Here is a 20,539-nt window from a genome sequence, read left to right as displayed (position 1 = left end):
TAAAATAGTAACATTACCTGAAGATTATTATTTTAGTTCTGCTAGGAATTATGCAGGATTGGATAATGATTTAGAAGTTATTTTGTTAGATTTGTTTTGTAGTTGATTGTGGGCACGGATTGCAAATCCGCGCTATCGGGGTTTTTTTATAATATCATCTCACTAAAAGGCACTACAACCTCAAACCCTTTTTCTTTGAAATAGTCTGTTGGGTTTTCTTTGGAAACACTCATTACAAAATCGCCACCCCAAGCACCAAGACTTTTTATTACTCCGTCAAAATCTGGAAAAAGTGCTTCTTTAACTGTGTGCAATTCTAATATATTGCTGAGTGCTATTTCGTGCTCTTCTAATGCCAAAGCAAATTCTTTGAGATGGGAAGCTTCGACAATTCTTTTGGTAATTTTATTTATAGCAGGAATGGTTTTGTGCACATCACCAATCTTGTTATAGTAGGAAGCAATGGCTGCTTTACTATCTTGCTTTTTATTGAGGTAAACAAAAAATATTTTATCGGTAAAACTTGGATTGAAATCTACGATTTCTACGATCGGTTTTTCATCTACTAATTGGTATAAAATTCCGGTGTTGTTTTGAGCACAAGCAATGTCATAACCACTGCCTCCAAAACTTCTTTTCAGCAGCTCAAAAGCATCAACTTCGAGCCACTGTGCAACATTGTTAATTACCGTAGAAGATGTCCCTAAACCCCAAATTTTTGGAAAAGTCAATTCTGTCTTGATATGGTATCCTTTTGCTTTTGTTATAAAATCGGAATTCATAAGATAAGCTTTGTGCAGAATTTCGATTAAAGTATTTTTAATAGTTGCGGAATCATCAAAACGCTCTTTTCTAGCAATGGACAAAAACGGAATAGTATCTTCAAACCAAATGCTTCCATCACTATCATAGCTTGTCCAATGGATTAAATTTCCATCAGCTTCTTCAACTATTAAATTTTGTCCAAACTTTGTAGGCAGTGTAAAAGCTTTAGCGCCATCAAGCACTACATATTCGCCAGTAATGAGCAGTTTTCCGTTGCTATAAAAGGTTTTTTTCAAAAGTTTATTTTCTTAAATTTTCCAATAATTCAACAACTGACGCATGAGAGATAGCATTATTTTCAAAGTGTTTGACAATTGCTTGTCGTTCTTCTGAAGTAGCTTGGAATTGATTTAGTATATTATTCAAATGCATTTTCATGTGGCCTTCTTGAATTCCGGTTGTGGTTAACGAACGTAAAGCGGCAAAGTTTTGCGCTAATCCTGTAACTGCCACAACTTGCATTAGCTCTTGAGCCGACGGTTTTCCTAAGATTTCCAGAGCCATTTTCACCAATGGATGCAAAGAAGTTAAACCGCCAACAGTTCCTAATGCCAAAGGAATTTCCATCCAAAAGGTGAATATTCCATTTTCGACTTTGGCATGAGACAAACTAGAATACTTGCCATTTCGAGAAGCATACGCATGCACTCCAGCTTCCACGGCACGAAAATCATTTCCTGTGGCTAACACTACTGAGTCAACGCCATTCATAATTCCTTTGTTATGGGTAACAGCCCTATAAGGTTCAATCTCAGCAATGCGGACAGCTTGTACAAATTTCTCGGCAAACTCATGTGGATTATTGAATTTTCCCTGCTTATCGGCAGGCAGGTTTTCGGCTAAGTCTTCCACTGCACAGGAAACTTCGGCACGAACAATACAATTGGGAACATAATTGGATAAAATGCTCATCACAATGGTAATCTCCTTTTCGGTTTCGGTAAAATAAGTATAATTTTGTGCTTCTTCTTTTAAAGATTTGGCTAATTGTTCCAAACAGGAGTTGATGAAATTAGCACCCATGCTGTCTTTGGTTTCAAAAGTAACATGCAATTGGTAGTAATTTTCTAATTCGCTGGTTTTGTCTCTAAGTTCTATAGATAGAATTCCGCCACCACGCTTTTGCATGTTTTTGGTAATGCTTTCCGTAGAAGCTACTAAATTGCTTTTTACTGAATTAAAAAAAACTTGAAGTTTTTCGCTTTCCCCTTTGAAAATAAAGTGAACTTGACCAATTTTTTCGGTATTCAAAACGGTTGCTTTAAATCCGCCGCGAGTACTCCAATATTTAGCCGATTTCGCTGCTGCTGCTACCACCGAACTTTCTTCAATCACCATGGGTACCGAATAATATTTTCCGTTGATTAGAAAATTGGGAGCAATTCCCATTGGTAAATAAAAATTGGTGATAGTGTTTTCTATAAACTCATCGTGCAATTGCTGCAATTTAGAATCGTTGTTCCAATATTGCTTTATCGTAGCAATAGCTTCTGATGGATTGGCGAAATATTCGTTGGCAATCCAATTGATTTTTTCTTCTTTGGATAATTTGGAAAAACCTGCAACTGCAATATTCATATAGTAAAGTAAAATGTATTAGCTGCAAAGATAAGGTATAGCTCTTAAATTTGTTTTCTAAAAAAAAATGGTGATTATTTTGGATTTGAACCCGCTGATAATGGTTGTGGTACATCACCTTCGTATTCGGTTTCTTCTAAATCTTTTGTTTCCTTGCCCATTTTAACTATTGGATTGTCTTGAGTTCCTGTTATTTTGAGCGGGATTCCAATTAATCCAAAAGGGGGCAATCCCAATCGCATTTTGATATTTAATTTACCATCAAAACTGCTTTGCCCTTCAATTCTGGGGCGAAATCCTGCTACTTTGAATTTGAACCGTTCAATAGTAATAATGTTGTTTTTTATTTTGGTATTGATATCCACTTTGGATAAATCAGGATTTGCCATGGCCTCTTTACCTGTTTTTTTACTGACTGTTCCAAACATTTTAAATCCTTTCATTTTTACATTTTTCACAGAAAGTGTTCCACCACCAGTCAGCGAAGGATAAATGGGCAACATATTCCCATCGAGAATTCCGGCTACTTTATAATCTAGCGATACAATTCCTTCGGCACTTTCGGCAGCAGAAGCCATTTCTCTAAACATTTTTATTTCGTTGTAAGCACGTTTGATATCAAACTCTTTGGCATTCACTTTAAAATCAAAAAAAGCTTTCTCGGTAGATTGACTTCCATAAACTAAATCCATGAGTACATTACTTCCAATTAAATCAAAACCAGATTTTTTGAGTTCTAGCTTTCCTTGATTGATTTTCATGTTCCCTTTTAAATGGTCAATCGCTAAACCTTCAAAATTGATTTTATTGGCTGTAGCATTAAATTGTAAATCAAAATTAGACGGAATAACGACAACTCCTGTTGAAGTTTCAATTGGCACTTCAGCATTTTTTGTTTCTTTCCCATCAACTGAAACTGGTGTCGCTGGAATTTCAGTAGTAGCATTAGCCATAAACTCATCTACATTAATGAAATTTGAATGGAGTGTAAAGTTTCCTTTTAAAATAGCTTTGTTGGTTAATACAAAATCGATTACATTTTGTAGATAGCCATTCATTTTAAAATCGGATTGCCCATAAGTAGCCAAGAAATTGTTGAATTTCATTTTGTCTTGGTTGAAAACAAATGTTCCTTCTTTGATAATAAATGGTTGTGGCAAATACTCCGACGTGGTTTTGATATTTCTTAATTTCAATGTTCCGCTATTTTGTAACTTATTATAGCGGCCATTCATAGCATCATTTTGTGATCCTTTGAAAGAAACATCCGCATTGATATATCCTTCTAATTCTAATCCTTTTTGGGAAAACACTTTGTAGATTTTGGCAATATCAAGTTCGCCTTTGGCTTTGATATCATAGTTGATATTTTCAAAATTATTCAATTTAGCATTAACATAAAATGGATTCCCCTCAAATTCAAACGAAGCAGGTGTTATGTTGATATTCAAGTCGTCAAGTGAACCTTTCTTATCAAGTATCGTGGCTAAAACATTTATATTTTGGATTGGATTGGGGTAATAATCTGATTTCACATAGCCATTTTTAAAGGAAATTGTACCTTCGGTTACTGGAATTTTACCACTTTTTTTATCATAAATCCCTTTAGATTTAATATCCATAGTAAAGACCCCTTTTAAGTCCATATTTTGTATACCTAATGCTTTGTCCATTGCGGCCAAATCAATTTTGGAATTAATTCGGGCATCCATTTTTAGCGTAGACATTCCTTCCGTTTTGATAATGGCTTTAACATAATCTTTATCAACATTAAAAAAGATAGAATCTATTGTTACTTTCAACTTTTCGGTGTCCAATGAAGGCAATTTAGTATCAAAATTTAAAAAAATATTGGATACTGGAAATGGAGCTTCGCTATGATTTATTACTCCTTTTCTAATTTTCATATTAAAAGCCAAATCGGGTTTTTGATTTGTTGACTCAATATATTTTCCTTTTAGTGAAAGTGCTAAATCAGTATTGCCTTCTACTTTTGTCTTTTCAAGCCAAGTTATATATTGAGGTGGCAATGCTGTAAAGAAATCATTCAGTTTACTGTTTTCAGATTTTATACTAAAATCCATATTATAACCATTGCTCAAAAAATTAAATTTACCGTTGAAATCAACTGGAAGTTTGTTGATTTTTAAATTATTTTCTTGAAAAACTAAAGCAAAAGAATTGGTGTTTATTTTTGTAATTAAATCGGCTTTAACTTTTTTGTTTTTTAGGTATTGTTCCCCATCGTAGGTTAAATTAAAAGCATCTATTTCAGCTTCGGTATAAATATCAAAAACTGCTAAATCTAGATCACCTTTTCCAACATAATTGAGACCTTTGGCATCTATTACAACTTTTGTTGATTTATCATCATAAATCAAACGACTGTTTTCGATGTCAATTTTTTCTAAGCGAAGTGATGTTTCACTTGTTGTCTCTTTTTTGGAAGTATGCTCATCTGAAATATAAACGTTATAATTGGCTTCGCCTTTTTCATTCACTTTAACATTTATAAAAGCATTGGAAACAAATATTTTATCAATGGTGACACTTTTATCAAAAATGAGTGATTTGATATTGATACCAAATGCAATTTCATTTGCTGAAACTAGGCTTTCTTTTTTATAAGGTGCCGAACCTTTTAGTGAAAAATCAGTCAGTGTTAAGGTTAGCGATGGAAAATGATTGAAAAAAGAAAGATTAGCTTCCTTAAAATCAAGTTCTCCAGTTAACTTAGTGTTTGCAAAAGATTTTATTTCATTGGAAATTTTTTCAGGAAAAAGGATAGGAAGAATAAACATCAAAAAGAGAATTGACACTATTATTATTCCTGATATTTTAAAAAATTTTAGAACTTTACTTTTGATTGAATTTAACATTTTGAAAAATTATTTATTCGTTAAAAATACAAAAAGCCACGTTATTAAAACGTGGCTTTAAAAAAAAGTGTAAAACTTAACTTATTCTTTAATTAATTTCAAAGTTTTATTATTATTATTGGCATCAGAAACTCTAACTAAATAAAGACCTGTACTCAAATCAGAAATAGAAAACTGATTGTTATCACTTGAAACAAAAGTTTTAATTAACTGACCTGAAATAGTGTAAACTTGTACTTTTTCAAAATTTCCATTGATAGAAAAATTACTTGCAGTTGGATTTGGATAAACAGAGACTGCATCTATTCCAAATTGATTTACGGATAAAGAAGGAGTAAAATTATAAGCTCCTGTAACTCTGTTTAAACTTACATCATAATTATTAGCAGTAGTCACTTCAATATTTGCACCGCCTTGAGTAGCTGTTCCAGAAGGGAAAGCAGCATCACCAAAGTTTACATCCCAAGCATTATTCGCTCTGAATTTACATGGGCCAACACTTAATGCAACATTTGCTAGCGTATAAGTTACACCGTCAGTTGTAGTTAATGCATTTGCATCAATCTCTCCTGGTGTACCAGTTGGCCATCCTGTTGATGTAGCTGCTCCAACAAGCGCAAAAGTTGGAATAGAAAAACTGTATTCACCAGTTACTCTATTAAATTTTACATCATAAGTACTTGCAGTTGTGATTGCGATGTTATCACCACCTTGAGTTGCAGTTCCTGTTGGGAATGCAACATTACCCCAGTTGGTTGTCCATGCATTGTCTTGACGGAATTTTGCAGGTCCAACAACACAAGCTAATTTATCAAGTTTATAGTTAATTGCGTCGTTTGATGACAATTGGTTTGTATCAATTGGACCAGGGTTCCCCGCTGAGCCAGGCCATCCACCAACAGCATCACCAACAATACTTACTGGAGGTATTAAAACAAAACTGTATTCTCCAGTTGCTAAGTTAATAGTAATTGAACTAAAAAATGCAGCGGGAACAGGAATTAAACTTGTATTGCTTAATGCGCTTCCTGTAGGAAAAGTTGTTCCTCCAAAAAGATCACCATCAACATCAAACTGAGCATTACCGGCAACTAAAGTAACATTTGAAATGGTAAAAGTATCTGGACCAGAAACATTCATAACCAATCCGCCCGGTGTTGTAACCGCAGTACCAACTAACTTAACCACAGGAAGAGGTGTACCACCACTAAAGTTATAAACTCCAGTTGTACTGTTGAAAGTTACATCATAAGTTCCGGCTATACATAAAATGTTGGCACCTCCTTGGGTACCAGTTCCTGATGGAAATGCAGTATCACCCCAGTTGATATCCCAAGCATTGTTAGCTCTAAACTTTACACCACCACCAGATGCAAAAGTAGTAAGTGTTATTGCATTTAGTGTCCAGTTTACACCATCTGTAGAAGTCATTTGGTGAACATCTGTAGGCCCTGGGTTACCTGGTTGTCCTGGCCATCCACCAGCGGCTTCTCCTACCAAAGCAACAGATGTAACTTGAGCATTAATATTAATTGCACTAAAAATTAATGCAATAAGTAATAGTAATTTTGTTTTCATAATTTAATTTTTTTTAGTTATAATATGCTAATTTACAATTTTTTTATAATATCCCAATTAATATCAATAAAAAAGAATAGCGAAAACGTTGTAGTGTTAATAACTATATACTTTACTATTGAAAAATACATAGTTACAATATAATCTTTAACCCATTGGGTGTAATTAATCAATATCTTTTATAATAGATTTTTTGCTTGAAATTTATTTATTATTCAATTAGAACAAAAATGTCTGTCTGAGCTTGTCGAAGACATTAAAAAGGACACATTTCGACAGGCTCAATGTGACAATTAAGAATAATTAGCAATTAAAAATAATTACACCCAACCGGTTAATCTTTAATTAGCTTTTATTTCCATTTATTGTTTAATTAACTTTAAAGTTTTTTCATTATTATTTGTGTCCAATACTTTTACTAAATACAAACCACTATTCAAGTCAGAAATTTCATAAACATCTGATTTTGATTTATTTTGAAAAGATTTCACTAATTGTCCAGTCATAGAATAAATAAATACTTTTGACGAATCAATAGTAATTGAAAAAAAGTTAGTTGATGGATTGGGCAATAAGCTAATGTAACTTAGAGCGCTAAAGTTATCTGTATTTAAACTTGAGGGCTGATTACCATATACTCTAAATCCGCCCGGTTCTATGCTGATATTCATGTTTGTATCTGTCACAGAAAAGGTTGAATTATCCATCAAGTTGGACCATGTCCCAGCAAAAGGAAAACCACCAGCCACATTATAAGTATTGTTGCTAAAATTGGTCAATACAAATACATAACTCAAAGAAGAAGTCTGTGTAGTGCTTGTCCAAACATCTAATCTTGGACGGCCTGTTGCTCCAAAGTTCCAAGCAAAAGAACCGTTTTCAAAAACATTTTCTGTCTTTTTCAAATTAATCATACGCGACCAATTATTGTAAATAGTAGTTCTATTCGTGTTTGCCAACCAATTTTCGGACCATTGGGGTTGCGGTTTTGTATCTAATTTACAATCTGGGTTTGAAAAAGAAACATTACCGTTTTGGCAAGTCCATAAAGAGCGTTCCCACCCTAATTCTCCAAAATGCCAAATCATTTTTGGGCCAGGAACCAGTAGATGAACTGCGCCCATAGCAGATAATCGCAAGTGTACTTTTGCTAAATCCCCAAATGTTTGGCCGGTTTCTGTAAGTGCTTTATAGGCAACTCGCTCCTCATCATGACTTTCGGCATAACCAATGAAACGCTCAGAAGAATCTGTAACTCCAGATAAGCTAGTTCCATTCCCTTTTAATAAGTTTGCATACGGATCGGTCATTTTGCGCCACTGCATAATTCCTTTTGAATCACCCGATTTTAGGTAATTTGCCCATTCAAGTTCTTCGTTATAAGAACCTCCAGTTCCTAAATGTTCAAAAATAACTAAGAAATTTGGATCAAGTTCCCATTGCTTGTCTGCATAATATTTTAACTTAGCTACACGACCTGCTATGTAACTATTGGTACAAGCTTCTTGACCTCCAGCAACATTACTTGGGCACGCATTAGTAAACCCTTTGGTTAAATCCCAACGAAATCCATCGATTTTGTAGTCTTCAATCCATGTTTTAATTGTTCTAAGAACATACGTATTCGTCAAATTTTCAGGTTCTCTAAAATGATTTAAATCGGAACCTACATTATAGGAGTGCATTGCCGCTTGGTTACAGTAAGGATTTTCAGCAGTTATTCCATTGCCCCAACCATCATTATCGGTATCTAACATCCACATTCTTTCTAATGGAGAGCGACCAAATACGTGATTAAGAGCAACGTCAAGAATGACGGCGATTCCGTTTTGATGGCATAAGTCGATAAACTCTTTCAATTTTGAAGGTGGTCCGTATCGTTTGTCTGGTGCTAAATGATAAGCGGTATTATACCCCCAGCTTAGATTGCCTTCAAACTCCATGACAGGCATTAGTTGAATCGCATTGACTTTCAGATCTTTAAAGAAATCTATTTTGTTAATCAAATCTTGATAGCTTCTATTAGCATCAAAATCTCTAACTAATACTTCATAAATAGTTAAATCCTTTTTCTTTGGTTTTACAAAGTTGGTTGTTGCGGCGCTCCAATTGTATTTATAATAGGCATTTGGTCCAGTTTGCAATACCGTAACTTCTCTTTCTTGCCCTGATGGATAAGCTGGTAAATTAGGATAAACCCCTAATGAAGCAATCTCAGGATCGTCGAAAGGTGAGAGCACTAAAGTTGAAAATGGGTCGGCTGTTTTTACAATAGCCGGAGAGTTGGTTGGTCTGTTAGTTACGTCACAAACCCAATATTGAAAAGTGTATACTTGGTCTGGAACTAAACCTGTCAATTCAAGCCAAAATTTACCTGAAGTTGGGTCTTTCTTCATTGCATAAGCACTGCTTGGTTGGTAATTATTAAAACTACCAGCTACATAAACAAAATCCTTAAAAGGGGCATTTAAAACCAAAGTTGCTTTGGTTTGATCGGCAGAATCATAGTTTACACCGTCTAAAAGAGATGCTGAAGGCAACGCCTGTGAAACAACTCCTGGATTTACTATGACACTAAATTTCTTTATTTGTGTTGAGGATCCTTGTGAAATTTCCAATTGATAGTTTTTATTCTCCGAAATGTTGGTATCGGTAAAAGAATATGATGACACATTTGTGGCGGTATTGATACTAACCCCATTCGCCTTCAAATTGTAATTCGCATTTCCATTGGTATTAGAGGCCTGAACTGTTCTACTATCACCTGAATTAATAATTGTTGTACTATTCTCTGTTGGAATAGTTAAACTTGTTTGAAAAAATCCAACGTTGTAAATAAAATCGTTACAAGCCGGTGCTTTTTTCAAAGTTTGCGAACCAGTTGCATTTCTAAACACCATACCCATTCGAGTAGCACTGGCTTGTTGGGTTGCATTTATTCCGAAATAAGTACTAGGAGTAATTGTAATACTGTAAATACCTGGACCTGAATTTGACATCTGTCCAATTGTATCATCTTGACCCCAGTTACCTACTACCGAAAAGCCGAAAGCATTTGTTGTATCTCCAATTCCGGCATGCATATAGACTTTTGTTGGAGCATTCCCCATAGTATTGCATGTGGTGATTGGAAACGTCACTGTAATGGTAACTGGATCGGTTACATTAAAAGTAGCGGGAGAAATGGTTACTTGAGCAAAAACTGAGGCCGCAAACAACACAAAAATAAAACTTAAAAAACCATTTTTTTTCATAACATAATTTGTTAAAAAGGGCTGATAGAAGCTGCCCTTTTTGTTTTGAGATCTTTTTTTTTAATTTGGTACAATAGTTAACTTGTAGGTGTAATTTCTTGGTTTACTTACATCAAGTTCAATTTTATATTTGTCTCTTGTTCCATCATCTGTTCCGGGAACTGTTATATCGCCCTGCCCTGCTGTACTATTCTCTTCCAAACTAAATGGTGTTGCGGTTTTACCTAAAATAGAAACTGATGATGATGCCGTTCCTGGTGCATAAGGCGGGTTTGGTAACGGTGGCACAACCAAAGTTCCTGTCCAAAGATTCGATTTAAATTTGAACTTTTTTCCTCTTATTAAATCCATTTCTTTAGTCCATGTTTTGGTAGCAGCATCATAGTCAAATGGCACTTGAAATCCAGTTCCAAGTCCAGATCTTGTGGCTGTGCCAAATACACCAAATGTTGTAAACGGGGTTAAAGTATAAGTGTTATTTGATAAATTAGCCTTTACTAAATAGTGACCTGCTGTTGCTACTGCAATACTAGGTGCACTGGTTGCTGAACTCAATGAACCTGCTATTGCGCCTCCACCATAAATAGTTGGTGTTGTGAAATCCTGACACGCATCTGGTTGGTAAAATTTATAATTACCCGGTTCTAAATACATATACCCCACATAATCTGTATTAGATGTTGGAGTTGAAGCAGCTATTCGTGGCTCAGTTGAGGGCGTATTTCCTGCTTTTACAAAAGCCATTACAGGCAATTTTAAAGAATAGGCCGTAACTTTTACATTAATTGGATTAGAATATTGAATGTAGGGATTAGGATTAATACCCAAAACTGATTTTATTCTTACATCAACATCCATTTCACTACATTTAAAAGTAGGTAAGCCATTTAATAATGTATTAAATTCTGCAACTGTTAAAGTGGCTTTTCTAGAAGTTGGACTGATTACCAAACCGTTACCAGTATATTCAACAGGATTAGATAAGGAGGTATCATTATGATCAAATACTTGTAAAGTATAACTTGAAACTGTGGCTGGTCCATTATTGGCACTATCCCATTCAAACTTACCAAAAACATCAGTCGCTGTGGCTTGAGTTAAAACCGAGGGAGAAGTTACTGTACCGTCTTTTCTAAGTTCAAAACCATTTGGCGATACATTGGGATCTTTAGTGTCTTCACAAGAGATGACCCCAGTTAAAATTATGGCAGAACATATTGCTTTTAAAATGTTTTTCATATTTACTATATTATACTATTAATAACCAGGGTTTTGAGTTAAATTATTATTAGCATCCAAAGCTGTTTGTGGTAAAGGATATAATTTATAGGTATCTGGAATTGAAGTGCCATTTAATGCATTTCCTTTCCAAGGCCATAGATAACTACCACCAGTAAATTTTCCAAAACGGATTAAGTCAATTCTTCTATGCCCTTCAAAATTTAATTCTCTTCCTCTTTCGTCTAAAATAAAATCTAACGTTAATCCTGAACTTACTACTGCTGCAGCACCTGCTCTTGAACGTATTGCGTTTACATAAGTTAGTGCTTGCGAATTTGAAGCTCCAGCTGCGCCTCTTAAAGCACATTCAGCATAAATTAGATAAGCATCTGCTAATCTAAACATTGGAAAATCTGTACTTGAGAAACCAGTTGGTGTAGATGTTCCCGTAAAATTAGCGTTTCTAAACTTTGTAGAAGGATAACCATTAACCCATACTTTGTAATCGTTCATTTCAAAAGTGTGACTTGTTGTCCAAAAAAGAGATGCTCTAACATCTGGTGAAGCTGCTAAATCAGCAGCAGTAGCACCGAATAATCCATACCAAGCTTTGGTAGCTCTATGCCCACCCCATCCTTCAGTGGCTCCAAAAGTACTTAATGGCATTGTATCGCTATTTAAACTACCGTTAACCAAATAAGTAGTATTACTATAACTTTGACTGGTTAAAGCATCAGCAATTAAAGGGAAGATGATTTCCTGTGATGTATTGTTATCTGCAGAAAAATTTTGTAAAAAGTTAGGCGCTAAAGTATAACCACCCTCAGTAATTACTTTGTTAATGTAAGTTAAAGCGTCATTATATCTTTCAGTACCAGTATAAACTCCTGCATTGAGATATAATTTTGCTAATAGCATCCTACAAGCAGATCGGTTTGTTCTACCGTACTCGTTAGTCATAGGAAGTTCATTTTCTATAGCTAATAATTCACTTTCAACATAATTAAACAATTGCGTTCTGCTTGCTTCAGGAAGTGGAGTTGCTGTACCATAATTTTCTGTAGTCACTAAAACCCCTTTTCCAAAACAATCAATCATATAGTAATATGCTAAAGAACGTAAAAAACGCAATTCACTAATATATAGCGCTTTATCAGGAACACTAGTGTTATTTAACGCTAGTATTAGGTTTGTAGTTTGTGGCACCGTATAATAGACTCTATCAAATAAATACCTGAAGAATTTATTACTTGGAGTCCAGTTTGAAGTCGTAGTCAATTGGTCTAAACCATCATCACCCCATCGATTTTTCATCGCATCTGCCGAAAAATCTTGTAAATTAATGATTCCTCTTATGAAACCACTTTCTCCAGCATCGGGAGTTTGAATATCCGAACTACCAGGACCACTTGATCCCGTTAAGGCAAAGGTTGCATACATTCGTGACAACAATCCTTTTGCTGCATTTGGATCTTGTTGAAGCAAATTTTCAAAAGATTGTTCCACTAAGGGCTTAGTGTCTAACTCATTCGAGCAAGAACTAAAAGCCAGAATAACAAAAGCCGTTGCTAAATTTCTAATTATTTTTTTCATAGTTTATTTTTTTAAAAATCAATATTTACGCCCATATTAAACACTCTTGGTCTTGGATAAAAATTAGCATCAATACCATTAAAGTTTTCTGGATCTTGTCCTGAATATTTAGTAAGTAAAAATAAATTATTTGCCCCTACATACAAGCGAACAGAAGCAGATTTTACTAATTTTTCAAATTTATACCCCAAAGATATGCTTTCACATCGTAAGAAAGTGGCATCACGGATAAAATAATCTGAAACTGCAGTATTTCCATTTGTATTATCAAAAGCTAAATTTCCATTTAAATTATTATTCAAAGCTGCTCCACCTGCATTTGGTCGAGGTCTATCATTCCATCCATATTGGTATTCGACAGCGTTAAACACATTTCCTCCTAATTGCCCTCTGAAACTAGCATTGAAATCAAAATTTTTATAATTGAATGAGGTGCCAAAACCGAAAGTCCAATTTGGTATCAATGGCACATAATATTTATCTCCTTCATCAGTAATAACTCCATCACCATTTCTATCTACAAAAGCTTCAGGTATTGGCTGACCTGCATTATCATAAACTTGCTCAAATACCCAAGCAACTTGAGGTTGTTGACCTACAACATGGTAAGACAATTGTCTGCCGATACCAGGTAATGAGCCACCAGACTCTACTGCAACTCTAGAGCCGCCCTCAATTCTATCAAGATTACCAATATTATAGGAAATATTACCGTTTATAGACCAATTCATTTCATCTGATGATATAACTTTACCTAACAAACTAACTTCAATCCCTTTATTAGTCATATCAGCACCATTCTTTGTAAATGAATTTGTTAAAAATTGTCCTGGTGGGAAAGGAGCTTTGATTAATAAGTCTGTAGTTTTTCTAATATAGGCATCAATACTTCCTGATAAAACACCATTTTTAAATAAATCAAAATCCAAACCAACATTAGTTGTTGCAGTTACCTCCCATGTAAGATTAGGATTAAATGCATTTGCAGAATAAATATTAACTCCAGGCAGGTACTGCCCTGAAGGATCTCCTGGAGAGAATAATGGCGTATAAGGATAATAACTTTCATTTCTTATATCACTATTACCGGTTACTCCATATCCTAAACGCAATTTAAGGTCGTTAAAAACTTTAGAATTTTTTAAGAAACTCTCTTCTTTCAACTTCCATGCTACACCAGCAGCAGGAAAATAACCCCATCTTCTGTCACGAGGGAATAAGGAAGAGGCGTCCGCTCTTAAGGTAAAGGTAAATAAATATTTGTCTAACAAATCAACATTTGCTCTACCAAAGTAAGACTCCAAGGTCATCTTTCCGTAGTACCTATTATTAACATTTTGAGGATTAATTACAGGCTCTCTTTCACCTGTAACCAAATTATATCTATAAATATCTTTAATGCCTTGGTTTACAAAACTTTGAAACGTATGACCTGCTTGTCCTTCAAATCTTGTAACAAGACCGGTTAATTTTTTTGAATAAACCAAATAAGCATCAATAGTTTTGTTGTCTATGGTTTGACGTTCTTTATAGTTTAATCCCGGATTAAATACATAAGTATCGGAGATGGGCGTAGTGCTAACTATTCTATATGTTTCTAAAGCTCTTTCAGAAAAACTCTCTCTTATACTAGATTGAGACGTTTCAATACCTAAGTTCACAACAGCTCTTAACTCAGGTAAGAAGTGCATTTTATAATCAAACTCAATATTACCTAAAAATTTGTCGATACTCTCAGGACGATCACGTTGCTCTAATCTAGCCAAAGGATTTAACTGCCCTTCTATACGATATACCCCATCCCAACCTTGAACGTTTGGGTTAGAAACTAGTTGGTAATAAGCATTTGCACCACCAAAACGATTATCAGGAGTTGAATCGCCAAAAACCGGTTTAGTTGGATCCATATTTAGAGCAGCGCCTATATTAGCTCCTACATCTATAGCGTTCTTTTTGGAACTAAAACCCTTAGCATTTACATCTACCTTTAAGTGTTTGTTAAAAAAAGAGGGGGTTACCTTAAAACCAGCTGAGATTCTTGAATAATCATTTGTTTTTATAATACCTTGTGTATTGTTATACCCAATCGATGCTCTAAAAGGAACATCCCCAAAAATAGCAGCTCTAGCACTAAAATTATGATCTTGGCTAAAACTATTTCTGAATATTTGGTCTTGCCAGTTGGTGTTTGATAATATTCTTCCTTCAATTACATTAGGTGTTGCTGGATCGTCTACTAGAAAGTTAGTAGGATCATCAATACCTAAACTATTTGTTAAATCAGGATGTTCGCTAACAATAAAATCTCTAAACTCATTACCATCTCTAACGTCAATTAACTTATTCGCTTTAGAAGATGAAAAAGTAGAAGAATAACTGAATTGAGGTGCCCCACTAGACCCTTTTTTAGTAGTTATAATAATAACTCCATTTGATGCTCTAGAACCATAAATAGCAGTCGCAGAGGCATCTTTCAAAATGGTAAAAGACTCAATATCATTAGGATTAATTAATGATAATGGATTTCCCTGACCAGCAGCCAATCGATTGTCGATAGGTACATTGTCAATAACAATTAATGGTGCAGCTTCAGCTTTTAAAGATGAAAGCCCTCTGATTCTAATGTTTGGAGCCGTATCGGGTTCTCCACCGTTATTAGTTATTCTAACTCCAGCCGCTTTACCAACTAATAGCTGATCGGCAGATAAAACAGCACCTCTGTTAAAATCTTTAGAGGAAATAACAGCAACCGATCCAGTAGCATCTTTCTTTTTCGCAGTTCCATATCCTACTTGCACAACCACTTCTTGTAATTGATTGGCACTTTCTTCAAGTGAAATACTTACTTCTTTTTGTCCAGAATAGTTTAACGTGTTGGAGTTATACCCTATATAAGAAAAGACAATCTTGTCCCCACTTTTTAGGCCTCCTAATTTAAATTTTCCGTCGAGGTCAGTTGAAGTGCTACTATTTGCACCTTGAACTACTACGTTTACTCCTGGCAAAGGGAGGTTTGATTTTGCATCAAGTACAACACCACTCAAAGTGTTCTGTGCAAAAACGCTAAAAGGTAGTGTTAGGAATAAAAATAACAACTTTTTGTAAATTGTTTTCATACATTTTGTTTAGGTTAAAAATTTGCTTTTGTGCCTGTACTATTACTTCGAATGTTAAATTTATGTAAAAATAACGTTTTACAAGTAAAATAATTGCAAAATATGACACGAAAACGTTTGCGTGTTGAAAACTTTTTCAACATTTCATTTTATTAGCACTAAAATTAAGAAAATAAAAAATAAAATATATCTTTATTCGGAAATCAGTATTTATCATATTATTAAAATGAAAAGAAAAGTAACATTAAAAGAAATCGCAAAAGAACTTGATGTATCAATTTCAACCGTTTCAAAATCGTTAAAAAACAGTTTGGAAATAAGCGAAGATACTCGTCAAAAAGTACAAGCATTTGCGAAACTATATAATTATAAACCCAATAATATTGCGTTAAGTTTAAAAAATAGAAAGACAAAAACAATATGTATTATTATTCCCGAAATTATTCATCATTTTTTTGCCACAGTCATCAGTGGTGTCGAAAATGTAGCCAATGAAAATGGCTATAACGTTATTGTTTGTTTGTCAGACGAGTCGTTTGACAAAGAAGTCATCAACATGGAAATGTTGGCCAACGGTAGTATTGATGGATTTATAATGTCACTATCTAAAGAAACGCAGCAAAAAAAAGATTTTCATCATATTCTTGAGGTCATCAACCAAGGAATGCCAGTGGTAATGTTTGACCGAGTTACCAATGATATTTTATGCGATAAAGTTATTATTGACGATACTTTAGCCGCTTTCAATGCTACGCAATTTTTAATTGACAAAGGATTTAAAAAAATAGCTTTAATAACTACAGTCGATTATGTAAGCGTTGGTAAACTCCGTACTGATGGATACATAAAAACTTTAAAAAATAATGATTTAAAAGTTAATGAAGAAATTATTTTAAAAATTGAAGATACCGAACATTTCGAAACCTCTATTGAAAATTTAATTTTGAACAACGAATTAGATGCCATTTTTGCTGTCAACGAAATATTTGCTGTAACTGCTATCAAAATGGCATATAAACATGGTATTAAAGTCCCAGATGACCTATCCATTATTGGTTTTACTGATGGAATAATCTCAAAATACTCTACGCCAAGTATTACTACTGTTGGTCAAAACGGATTTAAAATGGGTGGTAAAGCGGCGAAAATGCTCATCGAAAGACTAGAAAACGAGCAGGAAGAAGAGGAAGAACAATACACAACAGAGGTGATTGAAACCGAACTTGTGGAAAGAGAGTCAACCAAATAGCACTTTTGTTATCAACAAAAAACGTTTTCGTTAGTTGTTGTCTGATTTTTTTTAATTGAAAACCGTCACAATTTAAATTCTTTACTATATTTACAGCAATTATCAAAGCTTGTACTTTTACTTCGAAAATAAATTCAAGTTTTGATAAGCATAGCGCTTATCGTATTATAAATCATTAAATTACGATAATGGAAAAGCGTAAATTAGGTTTCTGGGAAATTTGGAACATGAGTTTCGGTTTCTTAGGAATACAGTTTGGTTTTGCTTTGCAGAACGCAAATACTTCAAGAATTTTTGATACACTTGGTGCCGATGTTGACAAAATTGGTCTTTATTGGTTGGCAGCACCTTTAACTGGTTTAATTATTCAACCAATTGTAGGTTACTTTTCAGACAGAACATGGACTAGATTAGGTAGAAGAAGACCTTACTTTTTAGTTGGGGCGATTTTATCTGCTGTTGCATTATTTATAATGCCAAACTCACCAACATTGTGGATAGCCATTGGAACTCTTTGGATTATGGATTCCTCCATCAACATTTCTATGGAACCTTTCCGAGCTTTTGTTGGTGATAATCTTCCTGAGAGACAAAGAACTTTAGGTTTTGCAATGCAAAGTTTTTTCATTGGAATTGGTGCAGTAGTAGGTTCGGCACTACCATACATTTTTACAAATTGGTTCGGAATTGAAAATACAGCGCCAGAAGGAATTATTCCTTCATCTGTAAAATGGTCATTCTATGTAGGTGGAATTGTCTTTTTTTTAGCCGTATTATGGACAGTTCTCAAGTCTAAAGAATACTCACCAGAAGAATTGGAGGCATTTGAAGATTCAAAAAAAGAAAACGCCACAAAAAATTACCAAGAAAAAATGGCCACTCAAAGTGGCGTAACCATAAAAAGACAATTTACCATAGGATTATTTCTTTTAGCAATTGGAACCATTTTTTCTATATATGTTCATCATATAAACTCAAAAGGTGAAGGCAATGAACATAAAGAACTTTATATTCTTTCCATAGGATTACTAGTAGTCGGATTTCTTTTTGCCTTAGTTTCTCAATTACGTAAAAGTGATATTAGAAATGGATTTACCGTAATAATTACCGATTTATTAAATATGCCTAAAACCATGAAACAACTCGCTTGGGTACAGTTTTTTTCTTGGTTTGCCCTTTTTTCTATGTGGATTTATACGACAAAAGCAGTAACTGGTCACGTTTTTGGAACTTCAGACTCTACTTCAAAAATTTATAATGATGCAGCAGACTGGGTTTCGGTGATGTTTACTGTTTATAATGGTGTTGCAGCAGCAGTAGCTTTTTTATTACCAGTATTAGCAAGAAGAACAAGTAATAAATTTACACACATGTTAGCTTTAATTGCTGGAGGTATTGGTTTAATTTCCGTTTATTTCCTTTCAGACAAAGTTGGATTACTATTAGCCATGGTTGGTGTTGGAATTGCTTGGGCAAGTATTTTATCGATTCCATACGCTATGCTTTCGGGAGCATTACCATCCAACAAAATGGGGTATTACATGGGCGTTTTTAATTTTTTTATTGTAATTCCTCAAATTGTCGCAGGAACAATTTTAGGGTTTTTAGTGAAAGAATTTTTTAACAGTGAACCTATTTATGCATTAATTGTTGGAGGTTGTTCTATGATACTGGCAGGATTATTAACATTAACTGTTTCTACCAATAAAAAGATTGACATCAATGAATAAAAAAGCATTTATATTCGATCTTGATGGCGTTATTGTTGACACCGCTAAATATCATTTTTTGGCTTGGCAAAAAATAGCTTCACAATTAGGAATAGAATTTACACCAGAACACAATGAGCATTTAAAAGGAGTAAGTCGTGTTCGCTCTCTAGATATTATTTTAGAATTGGGAAAAATAAAGGCCACTCAAGAAGACAAAAACAAATGGCTAATCCAAAAAAACGAAGATTATCTGTCCTATTTAGTTGACATGGATCAAAGTGAAATTCTTCCTGGAGTTTTTCATATATTAGAATTTATTAAAGAAAAAAATCAACTGATTGCCTTAGGTTCAGCTAGTAAAAATGCGAGACCTATTTTAGAAAAAACAGGAATTTTACCTCTTTTTGATGCCATAGTTGATGGAAATGATGTGTCTAATGCAAAACCAGACCCAGAAGTTTTTCTAAGAGCAGCAAGATTATTAAACACCTCCAACGAAAATTCAATAGTTTTTGAAGATTCAGTTGCAGGAATTCAAGCTGCTAATACTGCCAATATGGTAAGTGTCGGTATTGGAGACAAAAAAATATTACACGAAGCAAAGTACAATTTTAGTGATTTTACTTTTATGGATGTTTCATTCATTGAAGCGCTATGCCTCCCCAACCCCTCCAAAGGAGGGGCTTTATAGAGGACTGAAAAATAAAATAATTATTAACTATTAGTTTTCTCCCTTTTGGGGAGATTAAGAGGGGCTTATGAATCAAGATTATATAAAACCAAACAATTGGTCGATTATTGAAGAAGGATTTGATGCAGATAAAGTAAAATCCTCCGAAAGTTTATTTAGTATTGGCAATGGTGCCATGGGACAACGTGCCAATTTTGAAGAGTTTTACTCTGGAGACACTTTCCAAGGCAGTTATATTGCCGGAATTTATTATCCTGATAAAACCAAAGTGGGTTGGTGGAAAAACGGATATCCAGAGTATTTTGCCAAAGTGTTAAATGCACCCAATTGGATTGGAATCAATATCGAAATTAATGGTGAAAACTTGGATTTAGCAACATGCAAATCGGTTTCAAAATTCCGTCGTGAATTGAATATGAAAGAAGGAATTTATTACCGTTCTTTCAATGCCACTCTTCAAAATGGAACTGAAATTGACGTTAAAGTTTGTCGTTTTCTATCTTTAGATTTAGACGAAGTTGGTGTGATAAATTATGAAATAACACCCACAAATTCTGATGCCAAAATAATTTTCAAACCTTATGTTGACGCTGGAGTTCACAACGAAGATGCCAATTGGGAAGAAAAATTTTGGGAACCAATAAGTGTGGAACACAATGCTAACCAAGCTTTTGTTTCGGCAAGAACTTTTAAAACCCATTTTGAAGCTACTACTTTTATGCAAAATACTATTTTGCTAAATGGAATAGCGCAAAACAACAACCCTATAATTTCTGAAAAAACAGCTGATAAAATTGTCTTTTCTTATGAAGTTTCTGCGGCAAAAGGACAAACAGCTTCCAT

Annotated in this window: 11 protein-coding genes and 2 pseudogenes; 5 read left to right on the top strand and 8 right to left on the bottom strand. The window is 34.3% G+C overall.

Annotated elements, in window-relative coordinates; translation table 11 throughout:
- Positions 1-106: pseudogene (locus ACK5ON_RS11215) on the top strand (transposase); the annotation flags it as partial.
- A gap of 40 nt (positions 107-146) precedes the next feature.
- On the opposite strand, the gene ACK5ON_RS11210 reads toward ACK5ON_RS11215, so the two are convergent.
- The 8 genes from ACK5ON_RS11210 to ACK5ON_RS11175 form a co-directional block, all read right to left on the bottom strand.
- Positions 147-1,061 carry a GYDIA family GHMP kinase gene (locus tag ACK5ON_RS11210; RefSeq protein WP_409822440.1) on the bottom strand — a complete coding sequence of 305 codons (915 nt, stop codon included), beginning with the start codon at positions 1,059-1,061 and terminating at the stop codon, positions 147-149.
- A 4-nt stretch (positions 1,062-1,065) separates the two neighbouring features.
- Positions 1,066-2,403, bottom strand: coding sequence for a hydroxymethylglutaryl-CoA reductase, degradative (locus ACK5ON_RS11205; protein ID WP_409822438.1), 1,338 nt, complete (start codon positions 2,401-2,403; stop codon positions 1,066-1,068).
- Positions 2,404-2,477: 74 nt separating this feature from the next.
- Complete coding sequence (locus tag ACK5ON_RS11200; protein ID WP_409822436.1) at positions 2,478-5,282, bottom strand: AsmA family protein; 2,805 nt, start codon at positions 5,280-5,282, stop codon at positions 2,478-2,480.
- Between the two features lie 81 nt (positions 5,283-5,363).
- Positions 5,364-6,860, bottom strand: a complete 1,497-nt coding sequence (locus tag ACK5ON_RS11195; protein ID WP_409822434.1) for a T9SS type A sorting domain-containing protein — start codon at positions 6,858-6,860, stop codon at positions 5,364-5,366.
- A gap of 362 nt (positions 6,861-7,222) precedes the next feature.
- On the bottom strand, positions 7,223-10,114 hold the full coding sequence (locus tag ACK5ON_RS11190) for an alpha-amylase family glycosyl hydrolase (protein WP_409822432.1): 2,892 nt from the start codon (positions 10,112-10,114) through the stop codon (positions 7,223-7,225).
- A gap of 60 nt (positions 10,115-10,174) precedes the next feature.
- Positions 10,175-11,353 (bottom strand): SusE domain-containing protein, encoded by a 1,179-nt coding sequence (locus tag ACK5ON_RS11185; protein ID WP_409822430.1) that lies wholly within the window; start codon positions 11,351-11,353, stop codon positions 10,175-10,177.
- A gap of 18 nt (positions 11,354-11,371) precedes the next feature.
- Positions 11,372-12,928, bottom strand: a complete 1,557-nt coding sequence (locus ACK5ON_RS11180; protein WP_409822428.1) for a RagB/SusD family nutrient uptake outer membrane protein — start codon at positions 12,926-12,928, stop codon at positions 11,372-11,374.
- A gap of 11 nt (positions 12,929-12,939) precedes the next feature.
- Positions 12,940-16,044 (bottom strand): SusC/RagA family TonB-linked outer membrane protein, encoded by a 3,105-nt coding sequence (locus ACK5ON_RS11175; RefSeq protein WP_409822426.1) that lies wholly within the window; start codon positions 16,042-16,044, stop codon positions 12,940-12,942.
- A gap of 226 nt (positions 16,045-16,270) precedes the next feature.
- Here ACK5ON_RS11175 and ACK5ON_RS11170 point away from each other — a divergent pair, with 226 nt between their 5' ends.
- The 4 genes and pseudogenes from ACK5ON_RS11170 to ACK5ON_RS11155 form a co-directional block, all read left to right on the top strand.
- The gene (locus ACK5ON_RS11170; RefSeq protein WP_409822424.1) at positions 16,271-17,293 is read left to right on the top strand and encodes a LacI family DNA-binding transcriptional regulator; all 1,023 of its coding nucleotides are present in this window, start codon (positions 16,271-16,273) and stop codon (positions 17,291-17,293) included.
- A gap of 188 nt (positions 17,294-17,481) precedes the next feature.
- On the top strand, positions 17,482-19,023 hold the full coding sequence (locus tag ACK5ON_RS11165; RefSeq protein WP_396175665.1) for an MFS transporter: 1,542 nt from the start codon (positions 17,482-17,484) through the stop codon (positions 19,021-19,023).
- A complete protein-coding gene (pgmB, locus tag ACK5ON_RS11160) occupies positions 19,016-19,696 on the top strand; it encodes a beta-phosphoglucomutase (protein ID WP_409822421.1) in 681 nt (226 codons plus the stop codon). The genes ACK5ON_RS11165 and pgmB overlap by 8 nt, the downstream gene beginning before the upstream one ends.
- A gap of 67 nt (positions 19,697-19,763) precedes the next feature.
- A pseudogene (locus ACK5ON_RS11155) lies at positions 19,764-20,539 on the top strand (glycoside hydrolase family 65 protein); the annotation flags it as partial.

This window comes from Flavobacterium sp. (assembly GCF_046317795.1).
Taxonomy (GTDB): Bacteria; Bacteroidota; Bacteroidia; order Flavobacteriales; family Flavobacteriaceae; genus Flavobacterium.
Note: the sequence above shows the minus strand (reverse complement) of the source record. Positions and strands in the feature narration are given on the sequence as shown.